25 protein-coding genes are annotated in these 25617 nt (G+C 62.0%); 10 read left to right on the top strand and 15 right to left on the bottom strand.

Annotation, left to right across the window (positions count from 1 at the left end):
* Positions 1-12 precede the first annotated feature (12 nt).
* Positions 13-1314, top strand: a complete 1302-nt coding sequence (gene phoR, locus NA645_RS04225; protein WP_256047679.1) for a phosphate regulon sensor histidine kinase PhoR — start codon at positions 13-15, stop codon at positions 1312-1314.
* 100 nt (positions 1315-1414) lie between these two features.
* On the top strand, positions 1415-2755 hold the full coding sequence (locus NA645_RS04220) for a hemolysin family protein (protein WP_256047678.1): 1341 nt from the start codon (positions 1415-1417) through the stop codon (positions 2753-2755).
* A 99-nt stretch (positions 2756-2854) separates the two neighbouring features.
* Here the strand turns inward: NA645_RS04220 and NA645_RS04215 are convergent, their stop codons facing one another.
* Together NA645_RS04215 and NA645_RS04210 are read right to left on the bottom strand one after the other, a co-directional pair.
* On the bottom strand, positions 2855-3751 hold the full coding sequence (locus NA645_RS04215) for a peptidoglycan DD-metalloendopeptidase family protein (RefSeq protein WP_256047824.1): 897 nt from the start codon (positions 3749-3751) through the stop codon (positions 2855-2857).
* A gap of 155 nt (positions 3752-3906) precedes the next feature.
* Positions 3907-4812, bottom strand: coding sequence for a response regulator (locus NA645_RS04210; protein WP_256047677.1), 906 nt, complete (start codon positions 4810-4812; stop codon positions 3907-3909).
* 866 nt (positions 4813-5678) lie between these two features.
* Between NA645_RS04210 and NA645_RS04205 the strand changes: the two genes are divergently transcribed.
* Genes NA645_RS04205 through NA645_RS04185 form a run of 5 tightly spaced genes read left to right on the top strand, consistent with a single transcriptional unit; the run spans position 5679 to position 10274 of the window.
* Positions 5679-6887 (top strand): ABC transporter substrate-binding protein, encoded by a 1209-nt coding sequence (locus tag NA645_RS04205; protein ID WP_256047676.1) that lies wholly within the window; start codon positions 5679-5681, stop codon positions 6885-6887.
* A gap of 2 nt (positions 6888-6889) precedes the next feature.
* A complete protein-coding gene (locus NA645_RS04200; RefSeq protein ID WP_423836560.1) occupies positions 6890-7702 on the top strand; it encodes an ABC transporter ATP-binding protein in 813 nt (270 codons plus the stop codon).
* Positions 7695-8405, top strand: coding sequence for an ABC transporter ATP-binding protein (locus NA645_RS04195; RefSeq protein ID WP_256047674.1), 711 nt, complete (start codon positions 7695-7697; stop codon positions 8403-8405). The genes NA645_RS04200 and NA645_RS04195 overlap by 8 nt, the downstream gene beginning before the upstream one ends.
* On the top strand, positions 8405-9292 hold the full coding sequence (locus tag NA645_RS04190) for a branched-chain amino acid ABC transporter permease (protein ID WP_256047673.1): 888 nt from the start codon (positions 8405-8407) through the stop codon (positions 9290-9292). The genes NA645_RS04195 and NA645_RS04190 overlap by 1 nt, the downstream gene beginning before the upstream one ends.
* Before the next feature lies 1 nt (position 9293).
* A complete protein-coding gene (locus NA645_RS04185) occupies positions 9294-10274 on the top strand; it encodes a branched-chain amino acid ABC transporter permease (protein WP_256047672.1) in 981 nt (326 codons plus the stop codon).
* 1 nt (position 10275) lies between these two features.
* Here the strand turns inward: NA645_RS04185 and NA645_RS04180 are convergent, their stop codons facing one another.
* From NA645_RS04180 to NA645_RS04165, 4 genes are all read right to left on the bottom strand, one after another.
* On the bottom strand, positions 10276-11046 hold the full coding sequence (locus NA645_RS04180; RefSeq protein WP_256047671.1) for a ParA family protein: 771 nt from the start codon (positions 11044-11046) through the stop codon (positions 10276-10278).
* A 91-nt stretch (positions 11047-11137) separates the two neighbouring features.
* Positions 11138-11932 carry a thymidylate synthase gene (locus NA645_RS04175; protein WP_256047670.1) on the bottom strand — a complete coding sequence of 265 codons (795 nt, stop codon included), beginning with the start codon at positions 11930-11932 and terminating at the stop codon, positions 11138-11140.
* Between the two features lie 105 nt (positions 11933-12037).
* Entirely contained in the window at positions 12038-12838 is an 801-nt protein-coding gene (lgt, locus tag NA645_RS04170) for a prolipoprotein diacylglyceryl transferase (protein ID WP_256047669.1), read from the bottom strand.
* A gap of 10 nt (positions 12839-12848) precedes the next feature.
* On the bottom strand, positions 12849-13631 hold the full coding sequence (locus NA645_RS04165; RefSeq protein ID WP_256047668.1) for a sulfite exporter TauE/SafE family protein: 783 nt from the start codon (positions 13629-13631) through the stop codon (positions 12849-12851).
* A 112-nt stretch (positions 13632-13743) separates the two neighbouring features.
* Between NA645_RS04165 and NA645_RS04160 the strand changes: the two genes are divergently transcribed.
* The gene (locus NA645_RS04160) at positions 13744-14502 is read left to right on the top strand and encodes an NRDE family protein (RefSeq protein ID WP_256047667.1); all 759 of its coding nucleotides are present in this window, start codon (positions 13744-13746) and stop codon (positions 14500-14502) included.
* A gap of 42 nt (positions 14503-14544) precedes the next feature.
* Here the strand turns inward: NA645_RS04160 and ptsP are convergent, their stop codons facing one another.
* Both ptsP and NA645_RS04150 read right to left on the bottom strand, forming a co-directional pair.
* The gene (gene ptsP / locus NA645_RS04155) at positions 14545-16818 is read right to left on the bottom strand and encodes a phosphoenolpyruvate--protein phosphotransferase (RefSeq protein ID WP_256047666.1); all 2274 of its coding nucleotides are present in this window, start codon (positions 16816-16818) and stop codon (positions 14545-14547) included.
* A 19-nt stretch (positions 16819-16837) separates the two neighbouring features.
* Positions 16838-17317 carry an RNA pyrophosphohydrolase gene (locus NA645_RS04150; protein ID WP_256047665.1) on the bottom strand — a complete coding sequence of 160 codons (480 nt, stop codon included), beginning with the start codon at positions 17315-17317 and terminating at the stop codon, positions 16838-16840.
* 179 nt (positions 17318-17496) lie between these two features.
* Between NA645_RS04150 and NA645_RS04145 the strand changes: the two genes are divergently transcribed.
* Positions 17497-18150 (top strand): HAD family hydrolase, encoded by a 654-nt coding sequence (locus tag NA645_RS04145; protein ID WP_256047664.1) that lies wholly within the window; start codon positions 17497-17499, stop codon positions 18148-18150.
* Between the two features lie 111 nt (positions 18151-18261).
* On the opposite strand, the gene NA645_RS04140 is transcribed toward NA645_RS04145, so the two are convergent.
* From NA645_RS04140 to ilvA, 4 genes are read right to left on the bottom strand one after another with little or no spacing between them, the layout of a single operon-like run.
* Entirely contained in the window at positions 18262-18732 is a 471-nt protein-coding gene (locus NA645_RS04140; protein WP_256047663.1) for a DUF2269 family protein, read from the bottom strand.
* Entirely contained in the window at positions 18729-19997 is a 1269-nt protein-coding gene (locus NA645_RS04135; RefSeq protein WP_256047662.1) for an SDR family oxidoreductase, read from the bottom strand. Before NA645_RS04135 ends, NA645_RS04140 begins: the two co-directional genes overlap by 4 nt.
* Positions 19997-20437, bottom strand: a complete 441-nt coding sequence (locus NA645_RS04130) for a DUF2269 family protein (protein WP_256047661.1) — start codon at positions 20435-20437, stop codon at positions 19997-19999. Before NA645_RS04130 ends, NA645_RS04135 begins: the two co-directional genes overlap by 1 nt.
* Positions 20438-20458: 21 nt before the next feature.
* Complete coding sequence (ilvA, locus tag NA645_RS04125) at positions 20459-21973, bottom strand: threonine ammonia-lyase, biosynthetic (RefSeq protein WP_423836559.1); 1515 nt, start codon at positions 21971-21973, stop codon at positions 20459-20461.
* A gap of 176 nt (positions 21974-22149) precedes the next feature.
* Between ilvA and rpiA the strand changes: the two genes are divergently transcribed.
* On the top strand, positions 22150-22821 hold the full coding sequence (rpiA, locus tag NA645_RS04120; RefSeq protein WP_256047660.1) for a ribose-5-phosphate isomerase RpiA: 672 nt from the start codon (positions 22150-22152) through the stop codon (positions 22819-22821).
* Positions 22822-22849: 28 nt separating this feature from the next.
* On the opposite strand, the gene NA645_RS04115 is transcribed toward rpiA, so the two are convergent.
* From NA645_RS04115 to NA645_RS04105, 3 genes are all read right to left on the bottom strand, one after another.
* Positions 22850-23758, bottom strand: coding sequence for an SdiA-regulated domain-containing protein (locus tag NA645_RS04115; RefSeq protein ID WP_256047659.1), 909 nt, complete (start codon positions 23756-23758; stop codon positions 22850-22852).
* 108 nt (positions 23759-23866) lie between these two features.
* Complete coding sequence (locus NA645_RS04110) at positions 23867-24778, bottom strand: SdiA-regulated domain-containing protein (RefSeq protein ID WP_256047658.1); 912 nt, start codon at positions 24776-24778, stop codon at positions 23867-23869.
* 105 nt (positions 24779-24883) lie between these two features.
* The gene (locus NA645_RS04105) at positions 24884-25549 is read right to left on the bottom strand and encodes a fumarylacetoacetate hydrolase family protein (RefSeq protein ID WP_256047657.1); all 666 of its coding nucleotides are present in this window, start codon (positions 25547-25549) and stop codon (positions 24884-24886) included.
* Positions 25550-25617: the final 68 nt, after the last annotated feature.

The following is a 25617-nucleotide window of genomic DNA, read 5'->3' as shown; positions in this document are numbered from 1 at the left end:
AGGAGCATTAGCGTGAACCAAGATTGGCAAGGTGCACTGGTGCGCCAGCTGCTTGTGCTGTTGGTCGTATGCCTGCTGATCGGCCTGATCACCGGCGAGTATGCCTGGGTGCTGGTCATAGGCCTGGCCGGGTATCTCGGTTGGACGCTGCACCAGATGCGCCGCCTGCAGCAATGGCTCAAACGCAGCCAGCCTGACGATCCACCACCGGACGGCCATGGCCCGTGGGGGGATATCTTCGACAATCTCTATCAGATGCAGCGCAGGGACCAGCGGCTGCGCAGCCAGCTGCAATCGGTGATCGATCGCGTGCAGGGCTCCACCACGGCGCTCAAGGACGCGGTGATCATGCTCGACAGTGAAGGCAATCTGGAATGGTGGAACCCCGCTGCCGAGCGCCTGCTGGGTTTGAAGCGGCCACAGGATGCCGGCCACCCGGTCAGCAACCTGGTGCGCCACCCGAGCTTCAAGGAATATTTCGACAGCGGCCGTCACGATGAGCCGCTGGAGTTGGCCTCCCCCGTCAACGATCGCCTCTGGCTGCAGATCACCATCACCCGCTACGGCAACAGCGAGCATCTGATGGTGGTGCGCGACATTACCCGCCTTCACCTGCTGGAACAGATGCGCAAGGACTTCGTCGCCAACGTTTCGCATGAACTGCGCACGCCGTTGACGGTGATTGCCGGTTATCTGGAAACCATGCTTGAGCATACCGACGAGATGCCATCGCGCTGGCCGCGGGCGCTGAACCAAATGAATCAGCAGGCCGGTCGCATGCAGCACCTGCTCAACGACCTGCTGCTGCTTGCCAAGCTGGAAGCCACCAATCCCCCAAACAACAGCCAGCCGGTCAATATCGCCATCCTGCTGCAGTCGATCAAAAGCGATGCACAAGCTTTATCAGCCGATCAGAACCATGACATCCACCTCGAAGCCGATCCCATCCTGCTACTCAAGGGCAGCGAGTCCGAACTGCGCAGCGCGTTCTCCAATTTGATATTCAATGCGGTGAAGTACACCCCAAGCGAGGGTGAAATCCGCATCCGCTGGTGGTGCAACGAGTACGGCGCGCACCTCGCCGTTCAGGATTCGGGAATCGGCATCGAGTCCAAGCACCTGCCGCGCCTGACCGAACGGTTCTATCGGGTCGACTCGAGCCGTGCCAGCAATACCGGCGGCACCGGTTTGGGGCTGGCCATCGTCAAGCACGTGCTGCTGCGACACCAAGGCCGTCTGGACGTGGACAGCACGCCGGGCAAAGGCAGTGTCTTCACCTGTCACTTCCCGCTATCCCAGGTAACGGTTCGCTAAACGCCAACCGTCACCTGCCGAGGGAGGGTTCGGATACGCTCCTTGAAATAACGGGTAACCGGCCCCATTCTTGTGCCGTCGCCGACTACCTGAACCCCTCATGGACCCTTCTCCCAGTTACGTTGCACCCTCCTATTTCGCCGATTTCGGCCTGATCCTCTTTGCCCTGTTTCTGGTCCTGCTCAACGGCTTCTTCGTTGCGGCAGAGTTCGCCATGGTCAAGCTGCGCGCCACCAAGGTCGAAGCCATCGCCAAGCAACATGGCTGGCGCGGGCACATCCTGCGCAAGGTTCACAATCAGCTGGATGCCTATCTGTCGGCCTGCCAGCTGGGTATCACCCTGGCCTCACTCGGCCTCGGCTGGGTCGGTGAACCGGCTTTCGCTCATTTGCTCGAGCCGCTGCTGGCATTCATCGGCATCGACAACGAAGCAGTGATCCACGGGATCGCCTTTTTCACTGCATTTTTCATCATTTCCTACCTGCACATCGTCGTCGGCGAGCTGGCGCCCAAGTCCTGGGCGATCCGCAAACCCGAGCTGCTGTCCCTGTGGACGGCCGTACCGCTGTACCTGTTCTATTGGGCGATGTACCCGGCTATCTACCTGCTCAACGCCAGCGCCAACGCCATCTTGCGCGTCGCAGGGCAAGGCGAGCCCGGAAGCCATCACGAACACCACTACAGCCGCGACGAGCTGAAGCTGATCCTGCATTCCAACCGCGCGCTCGACCCGGCCAACCAGGACATCAAAGTGCTCGCCTCGGCCGTGGAGATGAGCGAGCTGGAAGTCGCCGACTGGGCCAACTCGCGCGAGGACCTGTTGCAGCTGGAGCACAGCTCATCGCTGTCGGAAATCCTCGACCTGATTCGTCGTCATAAGTACAGCCGTTACCCGGTATTCGATGCCGAGCAAGGGGATTACATCGGTCTGCTGCATATCAAGGATCTGCTGCTGGCGCTGGCCAGCGACGAGCAACTGGCGCAGCATTTCGACCTCACCGCTCTGCTGCGACCGCTGGAGCGGGTGCCCCGGCACCTGCCCTTGAACGCATTGCTGGATCAGTTCCGTCAAGGCGGCGCGCATTTCGTGTTGGTGGAGGAAGGCGACCACAAGGTGGTGGGCTTCCTAACCATGGAAGACGTGCTCGAAGTGTTGGTAGGCGACATCCAGGACGAACATCGCAAGACCGAGCGCGGCATCCTCGCTTATCAGCCCGGCAAACTGCTGGTGCGTGGCGACACGCCGCTGTTCAAGGTCGAAAGGCTGCTGAACGTCGACCTCGACCACATCGAGGCGGATACCCTTGCTGGCCTGATCTACGAAACCCTGAAACGCGTTCCGGAAGAGAACGAAGTGCTGCTCATCGAGGACCTGCAGATCGTCATCAAGAAGATGCGCGGTCCGAAGATCGTGTTGGCTAAGGTGTTGAAGCAGGAATAAGCGGCTGCAAACTGCAAGTGAGTTAGGGGGCAGTGCCGAAACGCCGGCCGGAGTTTCGGCCGTTACTTGAAGCGTTTGGCTCGAAGCGTCCAGCTGCTTTTATTCCCCTCCCACCGCAAAATTCGGCAGGCTGTTGACCGGCTGGGAGAAGTCGAAGGGAATCGATTCGACCGCCAGGCCAACATTGCGCTGCACCACGAAGTGCAGATGCGGGCCAGTGCTATTGCCGGTATTGCCGGAGCGAGCGATGAGCGTTCCGGTATCGATCCGCTGGCCTTCCCGGACGCTCACCGAACCCTTCATCAGATGCAGGTAGACGCCCATGGTGCCGTCGTCATGCATGATCCGCACGAAGTTGCCCGCGGGATTGTTACCGCGCCCGCTCTGGCTGTTCTCGATCTTCACCACCATGCCGCCACGCGCCGCAATGATCGGCGTGCCTTCGGGCATGGCGATGTCTGCGGCGTAGCGCCCCTTGGGCGTGAAGTGGCTGTATTTACCATTGGCGCCCTGAGTCAGGCGGAACGGACCGCCGCGCCAGGGCAGCGGATAACGATAGGGTTTGGGTAGCAGGCGCGGATCGCCCAGCGCATGGCGCAGTTTGGGGGTGTATTTCAGCGGTTTTGAAGGGTCGAGCGGCGCCAGGGTCGCCAGACGGATCTGGCTGCGTGGCGGCAGCACCCAGCGAATCGGTTCATCCGGCACGCCGACGGCGTTCTGCACACCGGTAAGCTGGAGCTCGATATCCACCGGCGCGAAGAGATCATTGCGCACCAGCAAGGTTTCCCCGGCGGCATGCTTGCGCGTTTCCAGCTTCACCTGATTATCGAGCGTCTCGACCATGCGGTCGTTGAAGGTGAACACGCGCGCGCCGGGAGCGGCCTGGTCGCTGTAGGTGACCACGCCGTTGGCGTCTGTGTATTTGTAGATGGTCAGCGCCGATGCGGGCGATGCCAGCCAGCACGACACGAGACAGAAAAGGATGCGCCCCAACATAACGGCAAACTTCATAGGGTTATGTATTCAGAGCGCTGCAGACTAGCAGCGCAACGGGGCATGCGCGAGCCACCGACCGTCGGGCTGTGAAATCGTTCCAATGAACGCGATTGTTTCCGGACGAGCGGTTTCCAAAGAGCCGCCGCTGCGCCGGCTCAGGCGCCCGGTACGAAATGTCGCTGCGCGGTACCGCGGGCAATCAGCCGCGACAGGTAATCGAGCTTCTGTGGGTCGCGATCGACGAAACGGAAGGTCAACTGTAGCCACTCGGTGTCGGGTTTCGGCTCCAGCGCCGCAACGGCGTGCAGATAGCCATTCAATCGCGCCACCTCGCCGCCCTCCCCCTGTTCCAGGTCGAGCACAGCGCTTTCCAGCACCTGCGGCAGATTCTCGCTACGCTTGATGACCAGCAAACCCTCCTTGAGGCTCAATGCCTTGATGACGCAGGCGAGCGTCCCGGATGCCAGACGCAACTGGCCTTGACCGCGCCCACTGTTCGACGCCGAAGGTTTGGCCGCGCTCGGCTGGATCAACGGCGCGGCGAATGCCGGCGAACTGACTGCCGCGGATGCAGGCTTGATCACCTCGGCCTTGCCGCCGGTAAGCGCGGCCAGCGAGTCGTTGGCCATACCGGTGGCGGTGGGCCTGACCGGCGTGCTGGCAGCCAGCGCATCGAGCTTGCCTGCGCGGCCCAGCGCCTTGCGGACCTTGGTGGTCAACTGTTCGTTGGAAAAGGGCTTGCCGATGAAATCGGATACGCCGGACTGGATCGCCTGGACGACGTTCTCCTTGTCGCCACGGCTGGTGACCATGATGAATGGCGTGGTGCTCAGCTTCTCGTGGGCGCGACACCAGGTGAGCAATTCGAGCCCGGACATCTCGGGCATTTCCCAGTCGCAGAGAATCAAATCGAAGCGGTCGCGATCGAGCATCTGCTGGGCCTTGCGACCATTCACCGCTTCCTCGATGCGGATACCCGGAAACTGGCTGCGCAGGCCTTTCTTCACCAAATCCCGGATGAAGGGCGCGTCGTCCACTACCAGCACACTGACCTTGCTCATCAATCGCTCCTGCTTGAATGGTGGCCAGCATAGCGGCAGCCGGCTTTTGAAAAAAGCACAGCCGACCAGCGTCGAGCTTCGGCCGTGCTCGGCGCGGTTCGAATCGGCTCTGAAGCGAGGCGAAGTGTCGCGAAACGGATGAGCTGACGGCATAACGTCAGCGTTGCGCCTGTTTATTTTAATTCACCGAACCTTAGGGTCTGTTCCCATTTCGCTGCGAGCCGCGTTGCTGCGCCAAATGACGCCAGGCAAGGCGCGGGACGCAGGTAATGGTCGCTCCCTTGGCAAGTCCCGCAACGCCGCATAGCGTCATTTGCCGCGCAACCCGAAGGGACGGGCCCGTTTTTGCGCGATACGGCGTTTCTCGTCGCTTATTTGGAGCAACCAAACTGCGCAACTCGTGCCTTGTCTCGCGCAAAAACGGGCTCCGTCGCGGCCGCGACGAAACGGGAACAGACCCTAACGCAAGCGTCAACCTCGCGTGTTGCGTTGAATGAGGTGGCCTTACCCAGCCCATTCATTCGCCGCGGCCAGTTGCGTCTGGTCGTTCCCCTGCTACGTTTAGTTCTAAACAATAAAAACAAGAAGAGTCATATGTCGGACCGAGTGACCCTACCCCATCGACCTCGCCGTGCCAGCCAGGCACGGTGGCAGGTCACTACTTCCGGCGCTATTCCCGCCGCAACCCCAACAATTTTGTCATCGACACGCCCCATGGATCGCGCCCGTCACTGCGGCGCCCATCGGCGTCCGATCGTCGTGTTGATCGGCAGTCCCGACTGTCACCACCTGACTTACCGAACCGTCCAGTCTTGGCAGCCCACACGGGCCGCCGGTAAGCGGTCAACCCTGCAAGGAGATAGGCGATGAAGCTTCTGGCAATTGCAACGGCAGCACTGAGCGCAGCGGCGGTGATTCCCGCGTCGGCAGCGGAGATATCCGATGGCAAGGTTAAAATCGGCATCCTCAACGACCAATCCGGCGTCTATGCCGACTTCGGCGGCAAATGGTCCTACGAGGCGGCGAAGATGGCGGCCGAGGATTTCGGCGGAACGGTGCAAGGCGCCCCCATCGAGATCGTCACCGCCGATCATCAGAACAAACCCGACATCGCCTCGAACATTTCCCGCCAGTGGTACGACCGCGAACAGGTCGATTCCATCATGGAGCTGACCACCTCCTCCGTCGCACTCGCAGTGCAAGGCATTTCCAAGGAAAAGAAGAAGATCAACCTGGTGACGGGCGCCGCCACCGCCGAACTGACCGGCAAGCAGTGCTCGCCCTACGGCTTCCACTGGGCCTACGATACCCACGCGCTGGCGGTCGGCACCGGTGGCGCGCTGGTATCCCAGGGCGGCGATAGCTGGTACTTCCTCACCGCCGACTATGCCTTCGGCTACTCGCTGGAAGAGCAGACCAGCGCATTCGTCAAAGCCAAGGGCGGCGAGATCAAGGGCGCGGTGCGCCATCCACTGGCGACCAACGATTACTCGTCGTTCCTGCTGCAAGCGCAGTCATCCGGCGCCGAAGTCATCGGCCTGGCCAACGCGGGCATGGATACCGCCAACGCGATCAAACAGGCAGCGGAATTCGGCATCGTTGCCAGCGGCCAGCGTCTGGCGGCGCTGCTCTTCACCCTCTCCGAAGTGCACGGGCTCGGTCTTGCAGCGGCGCAAGGCCTGACACTTACCGAGAGCTTCTACTGGGATCGTGACGACCAGTCCCGCGAATTCGGCAAACGCTTCTTCGAACGCACCGGCCGCATGCCGAACATGGTCCACGCCGGCACTTACTCGGGCGTGCTGCAGTACCTCAAGGCGATCGACAAGGTCGGCACCGATGAGACCGAAGCGGTCGCCAAGGCCATGCACGAGATGCCGGTTAACGACCTCTTCGCCCGCGATGCCAAGGTCGGTGCCAACGGACGTCTGATCAGCGACGTCTATTTGATGGAGGTGAAGAAGCCGGACGAAAGCAAGGAGCCCTGGGATTACTACAAGGTCCTCGCCACGGTGCCGGGCGACGAGGCATACATCAAACCAGCCGAGAGTGGCTGCGACCTGGTCAAGCAATAAGCATGGCGGCCAGCATGGGCAACGCACCCGGGGAAGCCGTGGCTTCCCCGCGCACTGACGGCCAACCGCGCGTCGTGCTGTCGGCGCGTGGATTGCGCCGCGATTTCGGTGGGTTCGTGGCGGTGAACAACGTCGATCTGGACGTCCATCACGCCCGGGTCCATGCGTTGATCGGCCCCAACGGCGCGGGCAAGACGACGGTATTCAATCTGTTGACCAAGTTTCTGCAACCATCGAGCGGCAGCATCAGGTTGCTCGACCAGGACATCACTCGCACCGACCCGGCCAAGGTGGCCCGTATGGGACTGGTGCGATCTTTTCAGATATCCGCGGTGTTTCCACATCTGAGCGTACTGGAGAACGTCCGCGTGGCGCTGCAACGGCCCGGCGGACTGGCCACTCAGTTCTGGTTGCCGCTGCGCTCGTTGAACCGGCTGAACGAGCGCGCCATGGCGCTGATCGAGTCTGTCGGCCTGCAGGATGCATGCAACAGACCCGCCGCGGATCTTTCCTACGGGCGCAAGCGCGTGCTGGAAATCGCCACGACCCTGGCGCTGGAGCCAAAGGTGCTGCTGCTCGACGAACCCATGGCCGGCATGGGCCACGAAGACGTGCATACAGTGTCCGACCTGATCCGTGAGGTCGCCCGCGACCGCGCCGTGCTAATGGTCGAACACAACTTGAAAGTCGTCGCCGACCTCTGCGATCAGGTCACCGTCTTGCAGCGCGGGGAAATCCTCACCTCGGGCGATTACCGCAGCGTGAGCCAAGACCCGCGCGTCCGCGAAGCCTATATGGGGACGGAAGATGAGTGAGGCGACCCCACTGCTGAGCGTTCGCGAACTGAACGCCTGGTATGGCGAAAGCCATGCCCTGCACGGCATCGACCTGGACGTGCATCAGGGCGAGACCGTGACGCTGCTTGGCCGCAACGGTGTCGGCAAGACTACGGCGCTGCGTTCGATTATGGGCATCATCCGCAAACGGACCGGAACGATTCAGTTCGATGGCCGAGACATGATGCGCGTGCCGCTGCACCGAACCGCTCATACCGGGATGGGCTTCGTGCCGGAAGAACGCGGCATCTTTGCCACCCTGACGGTCGAGGAAAATCTCACCCTGCCGCCAATCATCGCCCAGGGCGGCATGAGCGTCGGCGAAATCTACGAGCTGTTCCCCAATCTCAAGGAACGCCGCCATAGCGCCGGGACCAAGCTTTCGGGTGGTGAACAGCAGATGCTGGCCATCGCGCGAATCCTGCGTACCGGAACCAAACTGCTGCTGCTCGACGAACCCACCGAAGGCTTGGCACCGGTGATCGTCCAGCGCATCGGCGACGTCCTGCTGACCCTCAAGCAGCGCGGCATGACCATCCTGCTGGTGGAACAGAACTTCCGTTTCGCCAGCAAGGTCGCCGACCGCTTCTATCTCGTCGATCATGGAAAGATCGTCGACAACTTCCATGTCAGCGAGCTACCCGATCGCATGACGATACTCAACGAAACCCTGGGGGTCTGATGACCGAGATCTTCGGCGTACCCATTCAGGCCTTTCTCGGGCAATTGCTGATCGGCCTGATCAACGGATCGTTCTACGCCATGCTCAGCCTTGGCCTGGCGATCATCTTCGGCCTGATCAAGGTGATCAACTTCGCCCACGGCGCGCAGTACATGATGGGCGCCTTCGCCGGTTATCTGCTGCTGGCGGTACTGGGCATCGGTTATTGGCCGGCGCTGATTCTGGCGCCACTGATCGTCGGCCTGATCGGCGCGGCGGTCGAGCGGCTGGCGCTATCGCGCCTGTACAACCTCGATCACCTCTACGGTCTGCTGTTCACCTTTGGCCTGGCGCTCGCGCTGGAGGGCGCGTTCCGCTACTACTACGGCTCATCCGGCCAGCCCTACGCGGTGCCGAGCCTGCTGTCGGGCGGCTACAACCTCGGCTTCATGTTCCTGCCCAAGTACCGCGCCTGGGTCGTGCTGGCGTCGCTGCTGATCTGCCTGGGTACCTGGCTGCTGATCGAAAAGACCAAACTCGGCGCCTATCTGCGTGCGGCGACCGAGAACCCGACACTGGTGCGCACCTTCGGCATCAACGTTCCCTTGCTGCTGACCTTCACCTACGGACTGGGCGCCGGTCTGGCCGGGCTCGCCGGGATTCTCGCGGCGCCGATCTACCAGGTCAGCCCGTTGATGGGCTCGAACCTCATCATCGTAGTGTTCGCCGTGGTGGTGGTCGGCGGCATGGGCTCGATCCTCGGCGCGATCATCACCGGCTACATGCTCGGCATCCTCGAGGGGCTGACGAAGGTGTTCTATCCCGAGGCGTCCAACATCGTGATCTTCGTGGTCATGGCGATCGTGTTGCTCGTGCGCCCTGCGGGCCTGATGGGAAGGGATGGCTGATATGCAAGCGACCGCAACGTCCGCAGCAAAGCGAAAGCATTGGAATGCCGAGAGGATCCTGATTCTCCTAGGCATCGTCGCGCTGGTACTGGCGCCCCTGTATTTCTACCCCGTGTTCCTGATGAAGGTGATGTGCTTCGCGCTGTTCGCCTGCGCGTTCAATCTGCTGCTCGGCTACACCGGCATTCTCTCGTTCGGCCATGCCGCGTTCTTCGGCGGTGCCGCCTATTTCACCGCTCATGCGGTCAAGGAATGGGGCCTGACGCCTGAACTGGGCATTCTGGTCGGCGTGGTCGGCGCCGCGTTTCTGGGCTTGGTGATCGGTTTTCTGGCGATCCGCAGGCAGGGCATCTACTCGACCATGATTACGCTGGCGCTGTCGCAGATGTTCTTCTTCTTTTGTCTGCAGGCGCCCTTCACCCACGGCGAAGATGGCATCCAGGGCGTTCCGCGCGGCCACCTGTTCGGGCTGATCGACCTGAAAGAGCCGCTGAGCATGTACTTTTTCGTGCTGACGGTGTTTCTGCTCGGGTTGTTGGCGATCTGGCGAATCATCAACTCGCCCTACGGCATGATTCTCAAATCGATTCGTGAAAACGAAAACCGCGCCATTTCCCTCGGCTATTCGGTGTCCCGCTACAAGCTCGGCGCCTTCGTCATGTCGGCGGCGCTGGCCGGGCTGGCCGGCGGGCTGAAGGCGCTGGTGTTCCAGTTCGCCACACTCACCGATGTCAGTTGGCAGATGTCCGGCGAAGTGGTGCTGATGACGCTGCTTGGCGGCATTGGCACGCTGGTCGGTCCGGTGTTCGGCGCCGCGCTGGTGACTACGCTGGGCAACTATTTCGCGACCTCGGAGCTTCCGGTCACGCTGGTAACCGGGATCATCTTCATGGTCTGCGTGCTGATCTTCCGCCGCGGCATCGTTGGCGAGCTCTACGCTTCCCGGCTGGGACGCAAGATCGAAGGTTCGCGCGACGAGTGAATCAGTGACCTTCCAGATGCGCGTGCAGCGCGACGAACTGCTGGGTCAGCTTGTGCCGCGGATCGAAATGAATCAGCGGCACGCAGACCTGATGCGACTCACGCATCCGCACCGAACTCATCAGATGCACCGGCAGCACCGGCAAACCGTCGGCCAGCAGCTCGTCGATCATCTGCTGCGGCAACGCCGCCCGCGGCTGAAACTGATTGACCACGATGCCCTCGACTTCAAGCCCTTCGTTGTGGTCTTCCTGTAGATCCTCGATTTCCTCGAGCAGGCTGTACAGCGCCTGGCGAGAAAAGCTGTCGCAGTCGAACGGAATCAGGCAACGGTCCGCCGCGATCAATGCCGATACCGTAAAAAAATTGAGGGCCGGCGGCGTATCGATATAGATCCGCTCGTATTCTTCTGAGAGGCTTTCCAGCAGCTTTCGTAGCTTGTTGATCTTGTGCTTGGCTTCGAGCTTCGGTTGCAGATCCGCCAGCTCGGCGGTGGCGCCGACCAGATGCAGATTATCGAAGCGGGTCTCGCTGATCGGCGGCCGCGCCTTTTTGCCCGCCGCGCCGCCAGCCAGTATCTGCTTGAAGTAGTCGGCGATGCCGGTGGGCAGATCGCCCCCGGCCAATCCGCTGAGGTAATGGCTGGAGTTGGCTTGGGCATCGAGGTCCACCAGCAAGGTGCGGTAGCCCTCGGCCGCGCTCACCGCCGCGAGATTGCAGGCAATGCTGGACTTACCAACACCGCCTTTCTGATTGAACACTACCCTGCGCATGCCCGACCTCCCGAAACACAATCGGTCGAGTCTATAGCGCAAATGTGACAGTCAGGCTATCGCCCAGGAAGAACCCGACCAAAGTCCGATATCAAACCGCCACGGGCGCCTTGATGTGCGGATGCGCTTCATAGCCGACCAGCTCGAAATCCTCGAAACGGAAGGCGAACAGGTCCTTGACCTCGGGATTGAGCTTCATCGTCGGCAGCGACAGCGGCTCACGGGTCAGCTGCAAATCGGCCTGTTCCAGATGATTGGCGTACAGATGGCAGTCGCCACCACTCCAGATGAACTCGCCCGGCTGCAAGTCGCAGACCTGCGCCACCATCAGCGTCAGCAGCGCATAGCTGGCGATGTTGAAGGGCACGCCGAGGAAGATGTCCGCCGAGCGCTGATACAACTGGCAGCTGAGCTTGCCGTCGGCGACGTAGAACTGGAACAGCGCATGGCACGGCGGCAGCGCCATCTGGTCGACCAGCGCCGGGTTCCAGGCGGAAACGATCAGGCGGCGGGAGTCTGGATTGCTCTTGATCATCTCGATCAGCTTGGCGATCTGGTCGACCGACTCCCCATTGGGCGCCGGCCAGTTACGCCACTGATAGCCGTAGACCGGTCCGAGTTCGCCATTCTCGTCGGCCCATTCGTCCCAGATGCGCACGCCGTTTTCCTGCAGATAGCGCACGTTGGTATCGCCCTGCAGGAACCACAGCAGCTCATGAATGATGGATTTGAGGTGGCATTTCTTGGTGGTCACCAGCGGGAAACCGTCGGCCAGGTCGAAGCGCATCTGGTAGCCGAACACGCTGTAGGTGCCGGTGCCGGTGCGATCGCTCTTGAAAGTGCCGTTCTCGCGCACATGGCGCATCAGGTCGAGATACTGTTTCATCGATGGGCTCGAAGCGGGCGCCGAGGCGCGGTGAAAGGAAACCTGTGAATAGTAAGAGCCGGCGCCCGGCTTGTCTTGCGCTTGGCGACAAGCCGGGCGTATGGCTCAGGCCGATGCCTTGGCCGGGGCGCTGCGGTAGCCCCATGCGATCATGCCAAGGCCGATCAGCACCATCGGCACACACAGCACCTGCCCCATGGTCAACCAGCCGAAGGCCAGGTAGCCGAGTTGGGCATCGGGCACTCGCACGAATTCGACGATGAAGCGGAAGATGCCATAGCACACCGCGAACAGCCCGGACACCGCCATGGTCGGGCGCGGCTTGCTCGAGTAAATCCACAGAATGACGAACAGCGCCACGCCTTCCAGTGCGAATTGGTAGAGCTGTGAGGGGTGCCGCGCGAGTTGCTGCGGATCGGTGGGGAACACCATCGCCCAAGGAACATCCGTCGCCTTGCCCCACAACTCGGCATTGATGAAGTTGCCGATGCGTCCGGCGCCCAGGCCGATGGGTACGAAGGGTGCGATGAAATCCATCAGCTGGAAAAAACTTTTTCCGTTACGCCGCGCGAAGATCCAGGTGCACAGCAACACGCCGATCAGGCCGCCATGGAACGACATGCCGCCCTTCCAGACCTGAAGGATCAGGCTCGGGTCGTTGAGGTAGGCAGCCAGATCGTAGAACAGCACGTAGCCCAGCCGCCCGCCGACGATCACGCCCATGGCGACCCAGAAGACGAGATCGGAGAGTTTGTCCTTGTTCCAGCTGGGGTCGAAACGATGCAGCCGGCGCGACGCGAGCAGCCAGGCGCCGCCAATGCCGATTAGGTACATCAGGCCGTACCAGTGAATCTGCAGCGGTCCGAGCGAGACAGCTACTGGGTCTATCTGCGGATAAGGCAACATCCGGGTTTCCTCAGATCAAGAAGTTGATACCAACGCAAAGCAGCAACAGCGCAAACAGGCGCCTGAGCATCGGCGCCGACAGCCGATGCGCCAGCTGCGCACCGATGCGGGCGAAAAACATGCTGGTTATCGCGATACCCACCATTGCCGGCAGATAGACGAAACCGAAGCTCCATTCCGGCAGATACGCATCCTGCCAGCCGACCACTACAAAACTCAACGCACCGACGAGGGCGATGGGCAAACCGCAGGCCGCGGACGTCGCGACCGCCTGCTGCATCGGTACGCTGCGCCAGCTGAGGAAGGGCACTGTCAGTGAGCCCCCGCCAATCCCGAAGATCGCCGAAGCCCAGCCAACCACCACGCCCGCCAGCGTCAACCCAGGCTTGCCAGGCACGCCAGCGCTGGCCTTGGGCTGCAACGAGAAGGCCATCTGGATCGCCATGGCGATGGCGAACACGCCGATGATTTTTTGCAGCATCGGCCCTTGAATCGCGGCGGCAGTAACGCTGCCCAACGCAGCGCCGAGCAGGATGCCGAGGGTCATCCACAGCACCACCGGCCATTGCACCGCGCCCTTGCGGTGGTGGGCCAGGATCGAATTCAGCGAAGTGAAGATGATCGTCGCCAGCGATGTGCCGACGGCCAGATGGGTCAGTACCTGCTGATCGAAACCTTGCAGGGTAAAGCTGAACACCAGCACCGGGACGATGATCATCCCGCCACCAACACCGAACAGCCCGGCCAGCACACCAGCGAATCCGCCAAGCAGCAGATAAAGCACGAACTCCATCGGACCGTCCCAAAAAACAAAGCGGCATGGTAGCTGAAAAGCTGGAACAGGTTGCCGATCCGGGCTGCTTGGCTTCAAGCTTATGGCTTCAAGCTTTCAGCTGAGCAAACCTATGTGCCTGATCGTATTCGCCTGGCGCCCGACCCATGCGCTACCGCTGATCGTCGCGGCCAACCGTGACGAGTTTCATGCGCGCCCAAGCCAGCCGCTGGGCTATTGGGACGACGCGCCGCACATCGTCGCGGGGCGCGATCTGCAGGCCGGCGGTACCTGGATGGGCGTAGGGCCTGCTGGTCGTTTCGCCGCGCTGACGAATATTCGGGCGCCTGGTTCACCTCTCGGAACGCGCTCACGGGGCGAGTTGCCGGAGCGCTTTCTACGCGGTCAGCTATCGCCGGAGGCTTACCTGGTCGAGCTGGCCGGCAACCTGCAGCACTATTCCGGATTCAATCTGCTCGTAGGCGACGCACATGAACTCTGGTATCTCAATTCGCACACCGGGATACCGGAACAGCTGTCCGCTGGCGTCTACGGATTATCCAACGCGGCGCTGAACACGCCCTGGCCGAAACTGGTGCGAGCCCGCTCGGCACTGCATGAATGCCTAAGGGCACCGAAAGCGGATGATCTGCTCCAGCTATTGAGCGACGCGCAGCTTGCCGCTGACACTGATCTGCCCAGCACCGGCGTACCATACGAATGGGAAAAGAGGCTGTCCGCCGTGTTCATCGCCAGCGCCGATTACGGAACCCGCGCCAGCACCGCACTGCTTCGCCGCGCCGATGGCTCGGCGGACATCATCGAGCGCCGCTTCGGCCCAGCCGGTGCGTTGGGCGAGAGCCGAGTCAGCCTGCCGCCGTTGCGGGGCTAGGGCTGGCGCTCATCAAGAACTGGCGGGCAAGCGCTCAAGACTCTAGATCGCCGCCGACGGGTTGACCAAACGATCGAGGCCGAGGTTACGCAGGGTCAGCTGCACCGTCGCACGAATCACCTGCGGACTGTCCATCACCATCACCTTGGCCAGCAGCTCGCGGGCCATGGATGAGCTGATCTGGCGCAGCATCCACTTCACTTTCGGCAGGTTGGTGGCGTTCATCGAAAGGCTGTCGAAACCCATCGCCAGCAGCAGCATGGCCGCACCGGGGTCGCCGGCCATCTCGCCGCAGATGCTTACCGGCTTGCCCTCGTCGTGGGCCTCGCGAACGATGCGCTGCAAAGCCTCCAAAACCGCCGGATGCAGATAATCGTAGAGATCGGCGACGCGCGGATTGTTGCGGTCGACTGCCAGCAAATACTGCGTCAGGTCGTTCGAGCCCACCGAAAGGAAATCCACCTGACGCGCCAGCTCGCGGGTCAGATAGACCGCTGCCGGCACTTCGATCATCACGCCGATCGGCGGCATCTCGACGTCCGTACCTTCATCGCGCACCTCGCCCCAGGCACGGTGAATCAGGTGCATGGCCTCTTCCAGCTCGTGAGTGCCGGAGATCATCGGCAGCAGGATGCGAAGGTTGTTCAGCCCGGCGCTGGCCTTGAGCATCGCCCGGGTCTGCAGCAGGAAGATCTCGGGGTGATCCAGCGTGACGCGGATGCCGCGCCAGCCGAGGAAGGGGTTCTCTTCTTTGATCGGGAAATACGGCAGGCTTTTGTCGCCGCCGATATCCAGGGTTCGCATGGTCACCGGCAGTGGATGGAAGGCCTCCAGCTGCTCGCGATAGATCGCCATCTGCTCCTTTTCGCTGGGGAAGCGCTCCTTGATCATGAAGGGCACTTCGGTGCGATACAGGCCAACGCCTTCGGCGCCGCGCTCCTGCGCCCGCACCACGTCGGCCAGCAGACCGGTATTGACCCACAGCGGAATGCGTAAGCCGTCGGTGGTTTCGCAAGGCAGCTCGCGCAGGATGTCCAGGCCTTCGGAGAGCTGGCGCTCCTGCTCGGCGAGGACGAGGTATTGCTCGCGCAGCACCTTGGCCGGGTTGGTGATGATTTCGCCGCGCGTACCGTCGATGATCAGCTCGATGCCATCGACCTTCGAATACGGCAGGTCCACCGCCCCCATCACCGTGGGAATGCCCATGGCACGCGCCAGGATGGCGACATGGGAGTTACTTGAGCCCAGTACCGAAACCATGCCCGCCAGCTTGCCTTCCGGCACTTCGCCTAGCATGGCCGGAGACAGCTCCTCGCTGACCAGAATCGTCTTGTCCGGATAGATCAGGGTCTGCTGGCGTGCCTGCTGCAGGTAGCTGAGCAGACGCCGGCCGATATCTTTGACATCCGATGCACGCTCGCGCAAATAGGCGTCGTCCATCATCTCGAAACGTGCGACGTGATCGCCGACCACCTGGCGCAAGGCCCCCTGGGCCCATTGGCCGGTGCGAATGACTTTGGTCACCTCGCCGCCCAGGGCGGAATCGTCGAGCATCATCAAGTAAACGTCGAACAGCGCGCGCTCTTCCTTGCGCATCTGTGTGGCGAGCTTCTCAGACAGCGCGCGCATATCGGTCCGCACCGCTTCGAGCGCGGTTTCGAACAGCTCGAGTTCCGCCGGAATGTTATTGATCGTCTTGTCCGGCACCACGTCCAGATCGGCCGGTGGCAGGACCACCACCGCGGTCCCCACGGCCGCGCCCGGCGCACCTGGGATGCCGATGAAGCGGGTTTCCTGAATGCCCTTGCCCTGCCGACCGAGGCCGCGGATCGAACCGGTCGCCTCGGCGTGTGCAATGACGCCGGCGAGCTGCGCACTCATGGTGACGAGGAAGGCTTCCTCACCCTCATCGAACAGGCGCCGCTCTTTCTGCTGGATGACCAGCACGCCCATCACCCGCCGATGGTGGATGATCGGTGCACCGAGGAACGAGGCGTAGCGCTCTTCTCCGGTTTCGGCGAAATAGCGGTAGCGGGGATGTTCGGAGGCGTGCTCGAGATTGAGCGGTTCCTCACGGGTACCGACCAGACCGACCAGACCCTCGTTCGGGGCCATACTGACCTTGCCGATGGCTTTCTTGTTCAGACCCTCGGTGGCCATCAGGACGAAACGGCCCGATTCGGGGTCGAGCAGATAGACCGAGCAGACCTGGCTGCCCATGGCCTCACGAACTCTCAGCACGATAATGCCCAATGCCGCCTTGAGGTCCTTGGCGGCATTCACTTCCTGGACGATCTTGCGCAGCGTGCCGAGCATGCTCAGAGGCTTTCTCCCGTCAATCCCGCGCCAGTAGGCGCGGGGCGAGTTCTTTTAAGGCGCGACGATAAACCTCGCGCTTGAAGGTAACTACCTGGCCCAGTGGATACCAGTAGCTGACCCAGCGCCAGCCATCGAATTCGGGTTTGCCGGTCAGGTCCATGCGCACCCGGTCCTCAGCACCGGTCAGACGCAGCAGAAACCACTTCTGCTTCTGTCCTATGCACAGCGGCTGGCTATGAGTACGCACCAGGCGTTGCGGCAGACGATAACGCAGCCAGCCCCGCGTGCAGGCGAGGATCTTCACATCCTGCTGTTCCAGCCCGACTTCTTCGTTGAGTTCACGGTAGAGCGCCTCTTCCGGCGTCTCGCGCGGATTGATACCGCCCTGCGGGAATTGCCAGGCGTCCTGATTAATCCGTCGGGCCCACAATACCTGCCCGTCATCATTGGTCAGGATGATGCCGACATTGGGGCGAAAACCATCGGAGTCGATCACGGCATACAACCTCGCAAACGCATGTCGCGGCATTGTTCCACAAAAAGACGATAAGCAGAAAGCGCGCTGAGCATGCCGATCATCAACCGCCTCCGGGGCCCGTTCGACGCGTTGCGGGTGCCATGCGCCGGGCAATCCCGCTATGCTTCGCGTCCCTTCATGGCTCCGAGGAACGCAGCGTGCGCCTGGCCCTATTCGATCTCGACAACACCCTGCTGGCCGGTGACAGCGACCACGCCTGGGGCGAATTCCTTTGCCAGCGCAACCTGGTCGACGCTACCGATTACCGGGCCCGCAACGACGCTTTCTATCAGGACTACCTGGCCGGCGAGCTGGACGTGCTGGCGTATCAGAACTTCTGCCAGGAACTGCTGGGGCGCAGCGAGATGGCGCAGTTGGCGCAGTGGCATGACGAATTCATGCGCGACCATATCGAACCCATCGTGCTGGCCAAGGGCGAGGCCCTGGTGCGCCAGCATCACGAGGCTGGCGATCGGGTGGTGATCATTACCGCCACCAACCGCTTCATCACCGGGCCGATCGCCAAGCGGCTGGGTGTCGATACGTTACTGGCCACCGAATGCGAGATGGCCGACGGTCGCTATACCGGGCGCCTCACCGATGTGCCCTGCTTCCAGGAGGGCAAGGTCACGCGGATCGAACGCTGGCTGGAGGAAAACGACCAGAGCCTGGATGATGCCTACTTCTATAGCGATTCGCGCAACGACCTGCCGCTGCTCGAGCGGGTCAGCCATCCGGTTGCGGTCGATCCCGATCCGATCCTGCGTGAGATCGCGCAGCAGCGCGGCTGGGACATCATCAGCCTGCGCTAGATCTTTTAGCTCGCTGCGCCCTCGAAGGAACTGTCCTTGGAGTAGCTTGTAGGGCCGAACTTGTTCGGCCTGGCACGACTCCGCGGACGAGTAAATTCGGCCCTACGGACTTCAAGGGGCGCCTTTGCTGACCATCAAATAGAAAATCACCACGAACGAGATGAACGCAGGCCAGCCGAGGGCGAACCACCAGCGCATGTAACGGAACGCCTCGGCAGGCAGCGGGGTGCCGTCGCGCAGCGCCTGCTCGGCCAGCTTGTGCACGCGAATCTGCAGCCACACCACCGGCAACCAGCAAGCCCCGGCCAGTACGTAGAGCGCGATGCTCCACATCAACCAGGGCTGGGTCAGGTCGAAACCGGCCAGGTGCACCAGCGCCAGACCGCTGAGCGGCTGGATGACTGCCGTGGTCGCGGTGAACGCCCAGTCGGCGAACACCAAGTGGCGAAAGGTCACGGCGATCACTTCGACCTTGCCGCTACGCCAGGCGCGCCAGCTGTAGTACGCCGATCCCAGCCCGGTGCCGAACAGCACCGTCGAGGACAGGATGTGCAGCGTCTTCAGCAACAGATACAGGCTCATCGTCGTTTCTCCGGTACTGGCTCGGTCCACAGCAGCCACAAGGTAGCGACCAGCAGCACGATATTCTTGGCCACCGCGCCGAAAGGATCGAACCAGTAATGTGGCAGCCATAGGCTGATTATCAGCATGTAGCCGAGCATCAATGCCAGCTGCGCACGCAGGGCGTGACGGCGCCAGCGCCGCAGCAGCAGGCCAACCCCGAGCGCGGCATCGGCCAGAGCACCGGCGATCACCGCGGCGGCGGCCTGCCAGCCCCGCACGCCGATCTCAGCCATGATACGCAGCCCCCAGTCGTAGCCCGGGCCGAGGCAAACCAGCGCGGTGCCCAGCCAGATCAGCACCAACATCGCGAGCAGCAACGGACGCAACGTCAAGGCCACGCTCTGTTCGCGCCGCGGCCAGCCGATCAGCCGGCTCGCCAGAGGCGCCGCAGCGCAGCCACAGATAGTTTTCATTGCGTCCGGCGAAGCGAGATTGTCGCGTTGGGCCAGTGTCAGCGTCTGGCAATTGAGCGCACGCCAACCCAGCCGATCACCGAGCCGTGCGCCCAAGCCGCTAACCACTGCTGGCACCTGGACATAGCGCGCTGGATGCCAGCCCTGGGCGGCACGCAGCCGATCGATCAACTGCGGCAGGGTCATCGTTTCAGGACCCACCAGCGGCACGATGCATGGCCGCTCAGGCCACTGGCGCAGCAATCCAAGCACCGCCGCGACAAGATCATCCACATGCAGCGGCTGCGCCCGCGCCTGGGTATCGAGCAACGGAATCAGCGGCAAGGGCGAAAGACGACTCAGCCAGCCGCTGCTCGCCCCGCCCTCGCCAAGCACCAGCGAAGGCTGTAGCACCACGGCGGGCGCTTGCAATGAGAGAAGGTAGTCGTCGGCAGCGGCCTTGCTGGCTAGAAAGGGCACATCCGGCTGCTCTCCCGCACCCAGCGCGGACAGCTGAAGAATGCGCGCGCCGTTACGCGCCGCAAGATCGAACAGCGCACGTACGCCACGATCCTGCACTTCGCTAAGGTGATGCGCGTCAGCGCTGAGCACGCCGCTGGCATTGATGAGTAGATCGATGCCGTCCGGCCAGTTGAAATGCTCAGGCTGGTTGGACAGTTTGACGAGTTCCAGCGGCAGCCAGCGCACGCCGGGGAGTTCGGCGCCGTGCCCCGATCGCGAAGCCGCGAACAGCTGATGGCCTTCGGCATGCAACGCCCGCAGCAAATGCCGGCCAATGAAGCCGCCGGCACCCACCAGCAGGATGCGCATCAGACCGGCTTGGCCCCCATCAGGCCCATGATGACGATCAGAATCAGCAGGATCAGGCCGGCATACACCAGCGCAAAACGTGGAAGGGACGCAGGCGCCGGCGTATCACCCAGCCCCTGCCAGGCCCGCAGACGGCCGCCGAGCAACAACCCGAGCGGCACCAGCAGCAGAAACAGCACCGAGCTGGCGAGCAACCACAGCTGACCAAGCGGAAAGCCCGCCAGATGCGCCAGCCACCAGCCGGTCACCGGCAACGACAATGCCATTACCGCAAGCAGCGGCAGCGACATCAGGCGCGTTCTTCGCAGCTTCTGCTGCAGCACGGCCGAGTCGGCACGCCGCCAGGCCTTCCACAGCACCGCGATGTGGGCAACCAGACCGAGCGTCAGGATGATCGCCAGAGCGGCGTGGACGATGTTCAGCAGTTGATAGTGTTCCATCAATCCTCGCGGTACGGCTGGTTAGCCAAGAAATAGTTGATAGGCAGGGTTATCTGTTTCGTCCCAATAGCGGTAGCCGATCTTGTCCAGCGCGGCCGGTAGCAGGTGGCGCTCTTCGGCTGGCACCTGCAGGCCAGCGACCACTCGACCATCAGCTGCGCCGTGGTTGCGGTAATGGAACATTGAAATATTCCAACGACCGCCCAGGTTGTTGAGGAAGTTGAACAGCGCACCCGGCCGCTCCGGGAATTCGAAGCGGAACACCACCTCGTCGCTGACGCCGGACGCATGCCCACCCACCATGTGACGTGTGTGCAACTTGGCCAGTTCATTGTCGGTGAGATCCAGCACCGGAAAGCCTTTGGCTCGCAGCCCTTCGACCAGCGCCGCGCGGGGATCGTGTTCCGGATGCGTCTGCACGCCAACGAAAATGTGCGCCTCGCGATCCTGGTGATAGCGGTAATTGAATTCGGTGATCTGACGCTTACCCAGGGCCTCGCAGAAAGCCTTGAAACTGCCCGGCTGCTCGGGGATGGTCACGGCGATGATAGCCTCGCGCTTCTCGCCCAGCTCGGCGCGTTCGGCGACGTGCCGCAAGCGATCGAAGTTGACATTGGCACCCGAATCGACACCCACCAGCACCTGCTTGGTCACGCCGTCGCGCTCGACGTACTTCTTGATCCCCGCCACCGCGAGGGCGCCCGCCGGCTCGGTGATCGAGCGGGTGTCGTCGTAGATGTCCTTGATCGCCGCGCAGATTTCATCGGTGCTGACGGTGATCACCTCGTCGACATAGTGCTTGCAGACATCGAAGCAGTGCTCGCCGATCTGGGCCACCGCGACACCATCGGCGAACAGCCCCACCTGCGAAAGCACCACGCGCTCGCCCGCCGCCATCGCCTGTTGCAGGCAGTTGGAATCGTCCGGTTCGACACCGATGACCTTGGTTTCCGGATGAAGATATTTGATGTAGGCCGCAACGCCGGCGATCAGGCCGCCACCGCCGACCGGCACGAACACCGCATCGAGCGGGCCCTGATGCTGGCGGAGGATTTCCATCGCCACGGTGCCCTGCCCTGCGATCACATGCGGATCGTCATAAGGATGGATATAGACGTAGCCCTTCTCTTCGACCAGCTTCAGCGAATGGGCCAACGCCTCGGGAAACGCATCGCCATGCAGCACCACTTTGCCGCCACGGGCGCGCACGCCCTGTACCTTGAGTTCCGGCGTGGTACGTGGCATGACGATAGTCGCCTTGATGCCCAGCTCACGCGCAGCCAACGCCAGCCCTTGGGCATGGTTGCCAGCCGAGGCTGTGACCACGCCGCGCGCCAGCTCTTCGGGCGACAGCTGCGCCAGCTTGTTATAGGCGCCGCGAATCTTGAAGGAGAACACCGGCTGCAAATCTTCACGCTTGAGCAGAATCTGATTGCCGAGCCGCTCCGAAAGCTGGCGGGCAGGTTGCAACGGGGTTTCCACGGCAACGTCGTAGACGCGCGAGGTGAGGATCTTCTTGACGTATTGTTCGAGCATCGTGGGCTTTTCTTGGCGGGCATTGCGGGGCCAATGAGTCTACCCTGCGTAAAACACGCCGACCACCGACAATCGGCGCGCTACATACCCGAACAGCCTCGTCGGGCAAGACCCGTCGTCAAGGCCCCGCTATAATTTCGCACCCTCGATTCTTCTTTCGCCCGGACCCTCACGCCATGACCCAGGATCAACTCAAGCAGGCCGTCGCTCAGGCTGCCGTCGACCATATCGTCCCAACGCTCACCGACCGCAGCATCGTCGGCGTCGGCACCGGCTCCACCGCCAATTTTTTCATCGATCTGCTGGCCAAGCACAAAGGCTTCTTTGATGGTGCCGTGGCCAGTTCCGATGCGACGGCCGAGCGTCTGAAGGGACATGGAATCCCGGTCTACGACCTGAACTCCGTGTCCGAACTCGAGTTTTACATCGACGGCGCCGATGAAACCAACAGCCATCTCGAGCTGATCAAAGGCGGCGGTGCAGCCCTGACCCGCGAGAAAATCGTCGCAGCGGTGGCCAAAACCTTCATCTGCATCGCCGATGGCAGCAAGTTGGTCGAGCGCCTCGGCGAGTTCCCGCTGCCGGTCGAGGTCATCCCCATGGCACGCAGCCACGTGGCTCGCGAGCTGGTCAAGCTAGGCGGCGACCCCGTCTACCGCGACGGCGTAGTAACCGACAACGGTAACGTCATTCTCGACGTGCACAACTTGATGATCGGCTTCGCGCCGGATGTCGAAGCGCAGATCAACAACATAGTGGGTGTGGTCACCAACGGCCTGTTCGCCGCACGTCCCGCCGATATTCTGTTGCTCGGTACGAAGGACGGCGTGCAGACACTCAAGCGTTGAGCCCTGCGATCTGCCGGCCAGTTGCCGGCTAGTCCTTGCGAAACAGGTAGAACAGGTTTGGCTCACTGACCACATACAGCGTGCCGTCGGGCCCCATGGCGAGGCCTTCTGCCTGTGGGGCATTCGCTGCCAGCCCATCAGTACCCGCACTTAGCGACAGGCTGCTGATGGGCTTGCCTTGAACATCCAGCTCAACCACCAGACGCGACTCATCCGAGAGCGCCAGCAGGTGGCCACTCCGCTCGTCGTAATGCAGGCTGGACAAGTCCCGCACGAACAGGTCGGCGTCACGCTCCCGGTCTTCACTGATGTGCACCACGATTGGCTGCTCGTCGTCGCCGAAAGGGAATCCTGTAATTTCATAGATTCGCACCGGGTCACGCTCCTTGGCTACGAACAGTCGCTTGCCCGCCTGGTCATAGGCCAACCCTTCGAAGCCCTTATTGCCGTTCTGCTCGATGCCCACCGAGAGCTGTTGCATGTCTGCTGCGTTGATCGACTGAGTGCGTTCGTCAACCTCGACCCTCAGCAACCGCTGCAAGCGCTCATCGCCGATCACGTACACGCCAGGCGATATGTATTCGATTGCCTCCGGATCGCCGAAACCGTGCAACGGAATCGACCGCAACAGCGTGCCTTCCAGGCTGAGCTCAATCAGCTGCGGGTTTCCGTTGGTCACGGCAATCAGGCTCTGGCGGTCAGGGTCGTAGGTCAGCGCGGAAAGGTCATCATCAATGCCGTGCACGGGCTTGGCTTGTATCACGGCACGATAGTCCGGCAGCCATAGCGAAGCGGCCGGGCGCTCACCCGCCTGCTGCCACTGCGAGAGATGAAACCAGGCGCGTTCAAATAGTTGGTAATGCAGGCCTGCCGCGATCATCAGCAGCAGGGCCACGCCGAAAAACCCGGCTAGAAGTAACTTGAAAGCTCGACGCATATTGCCGCTCTGCAAAATGAAAGGGCCGCAAGTGTGCGCCATCAGGCTTATCCGAACCTTAACAGACGAAACGGCGACTGCCGCTATGACAGCGAGTGGCGCCGCCCGTCACCGCTTGCGGCTGAAGACATAAAAGCGGTTGGGCTCGCCGACCACGTAGATATTGCCGCGCTCATCCATGGCCACGCCTTCGGCCTGATCAATGCCTTCTACCACGCCGTTGAGACCACCGAGCAAACTGATGAAGCTGCGCGGTCGACCACGCAAATCGAGCTCAACGAGCAGGCGCGATTCGTCTGACAGCATCAGGGTATGGCCTGTACGCGGGTCAATGGCCACCGAGGAAATGTCGCGTACCAACAGTGGCTGGCTGGGCAGTGCCTCCAATGCGCCGGCAGCGCCGTCTTCACCGGGGAATGGTAATTCGAACAGGCCCTGCGGATCGCGCTCCTTCGCAAGCAGCATGCGTTGGGTATGCGGATTCCAGGCCAAGCCCTCGAATCCCTTGTTGCCTGCATCATCAAAACCCAAGTCGTAGTGCGCCAGATCGTCGAGGTCTAGCTCCTCCACTCCTGGCGGCAGCTGGAACACCGCAACCAGCCGGCGACGCTCGTCGACGATGGCTAACCGCCCGTCACCCAGCGCCTCGACTGCTTCGGGATCGGAGAAGCCGGTCAGCCGTACTCGCCGGAGCACCACACCGCCCGCGGTGAATTCGACCAGCTGCGGGTTCTGCCCGGTGACGGTGAATAGCGTGCCGGTTGCAGGGTTCCAGGTCAGGCCCGAGGTTTCGTCTTCTTCCAGGCCGGTCAAGCTGGTTTCCAGCACCAGTTCGTAGTCCGGCAGCCAGACACTCGCCGCCCGTTGCTCGGCATCGACGAATTGCTCCTGCCAGTAGAGCTGCAGCTGATCGTCCCAATGCAATAGGGCACCGGCGATGGCTACCGCGGTGACAGTGAGACCAAGCAGAAGATAAAGGAACAAGCGCAGGCGGGAACGGCGAGAGGATTTGGCTGGCATGCAACGGACCGACTCAGGAACGAGCGCCGGATTACAGCACGAGCCAGGAAGATGGCGAAACGGAAAACGCGGCCGGATGGTGTACACGCACCCGGCCGGATTTTGTCAGAGGACGTGGCTCTCGAAGCGCGACAGCCCGACGAGTTCGAGCACCAGCTGATCGCCCTGTCTCAGCGGCCCGACGCCGGCCGGCGTGCCGGTCAGCACCACGTCGCCCGGCTGCAGGCTGAAATGCCCAGCGATGTGCTGCAATAACGGCAAAATCGCATTGAGCATCTGGCTGCTGTTGCCGTCCTGGCGCACTTCGTCGTTGATGCTCAGACGAATACCGATCTCGGTCAGATCTTGCACCGCATCGCCCGGCACGAAGGGTGCGAGCACCAGGGCACCGTCGAAACTCTTGGCGAGCTCCCAGGGCTGACCCTTCTCCTTCAGTTTGGCCTGCACGTCGCGCAGGGTCAGGTCGAGCGCCGGGGCGAAACCAGAGATGGCGTCTCGCACTTCTTCTTCGCTGGGCTTACGCGACAGCGGCTTGCCGATGAGCACGGCGATTTCAGCTTCGAAATGCACGTCACCCCGATCGGTCGGAATCGAAAAACCGCCCGCCAGGGGCACTGCACAACTTCCGGTCTTAATGAACAGCAAGGGCTCGGTCGGCACCGGATTGTTCAGTTCCTTGGCATGCTCGGCATAATTGCGGCCGATGCAGACAGCCTTGCCCAACGGGTAATGAATCGGCGTGCCATCGGTGTACTGGTGCTTGTAGTTCATGAGGGAGATCCTTTTTTGATCATAAGGCGGAGCAATCCGCCGATGCCCTTGGCGGGTTGCCCCGCCCT

The organism is Stutzerimonas stutzeri (assembly GCF_024448955.1).
GTDB lineage: Bacteria > Pseudomonadota > Gammaproteobacteria > Pseudomonadales > Pseudomonadaceae > Stutzerimonas > Stutzerimonas stutzeri_AQ.
This window is presented reverse-complemented; position numbering and strand designations above follow the sequence as displayed.

What these genes read in the sequence shown, in the direction of transcription:
- NA645_RS04130 (WP_256047661.1), bottom strand. Translation starts at nt 20,437, where the DNA reads ATGGAACACTATCAACTGCTGAACATCGTCCACGCCGCTCTGGCGATC.
- NA645_RS04135 (WP_256047662.1), bottom strand. Translation starts at nt 19,997, where the DNA reads ATGCGCATCCTGCTGGTGGGTGCCGGCGGCTTCATTGGCCGGCATTTG.
- NA645_RS04180 (WP_256047671.1), bottom strand. Translation starts at nt 11,046, where the DNA reads ATGCGCAGGGTAGTGTTCAATCAGAAAGGCGGTGTTGGTAAGTCCAGC.
- NA645_RS04175 (WP_256047670.1), bottom strand. Translation starts at nt 11,932, where the DNA reads ATGAAACAGTATCTCGACCTGATGCGCCATGTGCGCGAGAACGGCACT.
- NA645_RS04140 (WP_256047663.1), bottom strand. Translation starts at nt 18,732, where the DNA reads ATGAGCCTGTATCTGTTGCTGAAGACGCTGCACATCCTGTCCTCGACG.
- NA645_RS04190 (WP_256047673.1), top strand. Translation starts at nt 8,405, where the DNA reads ATGACCGAGATCTTCGGCGTACCCATTCAGGCCTTTCTCGGGCAATTG.
- NA645_RS04215 (WP_256047824.1), bottom strand. Translation starts at nt 3,751, where the DNA reads ATGTTGGGGCGCATCCTTTTCTGTCTCGTGTCGTGCTGGCTGGCATCG.
- NA645_RS04195 (WP_256047674.1), top strand. Translation starts at nt 7,695, where the DNA reads ATGAGTGAGGCGACCCCACTGCTGAGCGTTCGCGAACTGAACGCCTGG.
- NA645_RS04205 (WP_256047676.1), top strand. Translation starts at nt 5,679, where the DNA reads ATGAAGCTTCTGGCAATTGCAACGGCAGCACTGAGCGCAGCGGCGGTG.
- NA645_RS04185 (WP_256047672.1), top strand. Translation starts at nt 9,294, where the DNA reads ATGCAAGCGACCGCAACGTCCGCAGCAAAGCGAAAGCATTGGAATGCC.
- NA645_RS04160 (WP_256047667.1), top strand. Translation starts at nt 13,744, where the DNA reads ATGTGCCTGATCGTATTCGCCTGGCGCCCGACCCATGCGCTACCGCTG.
- NA645_RS04165 (WP_256047668.1), bottom strand. Translation starts at nt 13,631, where the DNA reads ATGGAGTTCGTGCTTTATCTGCTGCTTGGCGGATTCGCTGGTGTGCTG.
- rpiA (WP_256047660.1), top strand. Translation starts at nt 22,150, where the DNA reads ATGACCCAGGATCAACTCAAGCAGGCCGTCGCTCAGGCTGCCGTCGAC.
- NA645_RS04210 (WP_256047677.1), bottom strand. Translation starts at nt 4,812, where the DNA reads ATGAGCAAGGTCAGTGTGCTGGTAGTGGACGACGCGCCCTTCATCCGG.
- NA645_RS04115 (WP_256047659.1), bottom strand. Translation starts at nt 23,758, where the DNA reads ATGCGTCGAGCTTTCAAGTTACTTCTAGCCGGGTTTTTCGGCGTGGCC.
- NA645_RS04220 (WP_256047678.1), top strand. Translation starts at nt 1,415, where the DNA reads ATGGACCCTTCTCCCAGTTACGTTGCACCCTCCTATTTCGCCGATTTC.
- ptsP (WP_256047666.1), bottom strand. Translation starts at nt 16,818, where the DNA reads ATGCTCGGCACGCTGCGCAAGATCGTCCAGGAAGTGAATGCCGCCAAG.
- NA645_RS04200 (WP_423836560.1), top strand. Translation starts at nt 6,890, where the DNA reads ATGGCGGCCAGCATGGGCAACGCACCCGGGGAAGCCGTGGCTTCCCCG.
- lgt (WP_256047669.1), bottom strand. Translation starts at nt 12,838, where the DNA reads ATGTTGCCTTATCCGCAGATAGACCCAGTAGCTGTCTCGCTCGGACCG.
- ilvA (WP_423836559.1), bottom strand. Translation starts at nt 21,973, where the DNA reads ATGCTCGAACAATACGTCAAGAAGATCCTCACCTCGCGCGTCTACGAC.
- NA645_RS04110 (WP_256047658.1), bottom strand. Translation starts at nt 24,778, where the DNA reads ATGCCAGCCAAATCCTCTCGCCGTTCCCGCCTGCGCTTGTTCCTTTAT.
- NA645_RS04105 (WP_256047657.1), bottom strand. Translation starts at nt 25,549, where the DNA reads ATGAACTACAAGCACCAGTACACCGATGGCACGCCGATTCATTACCCG.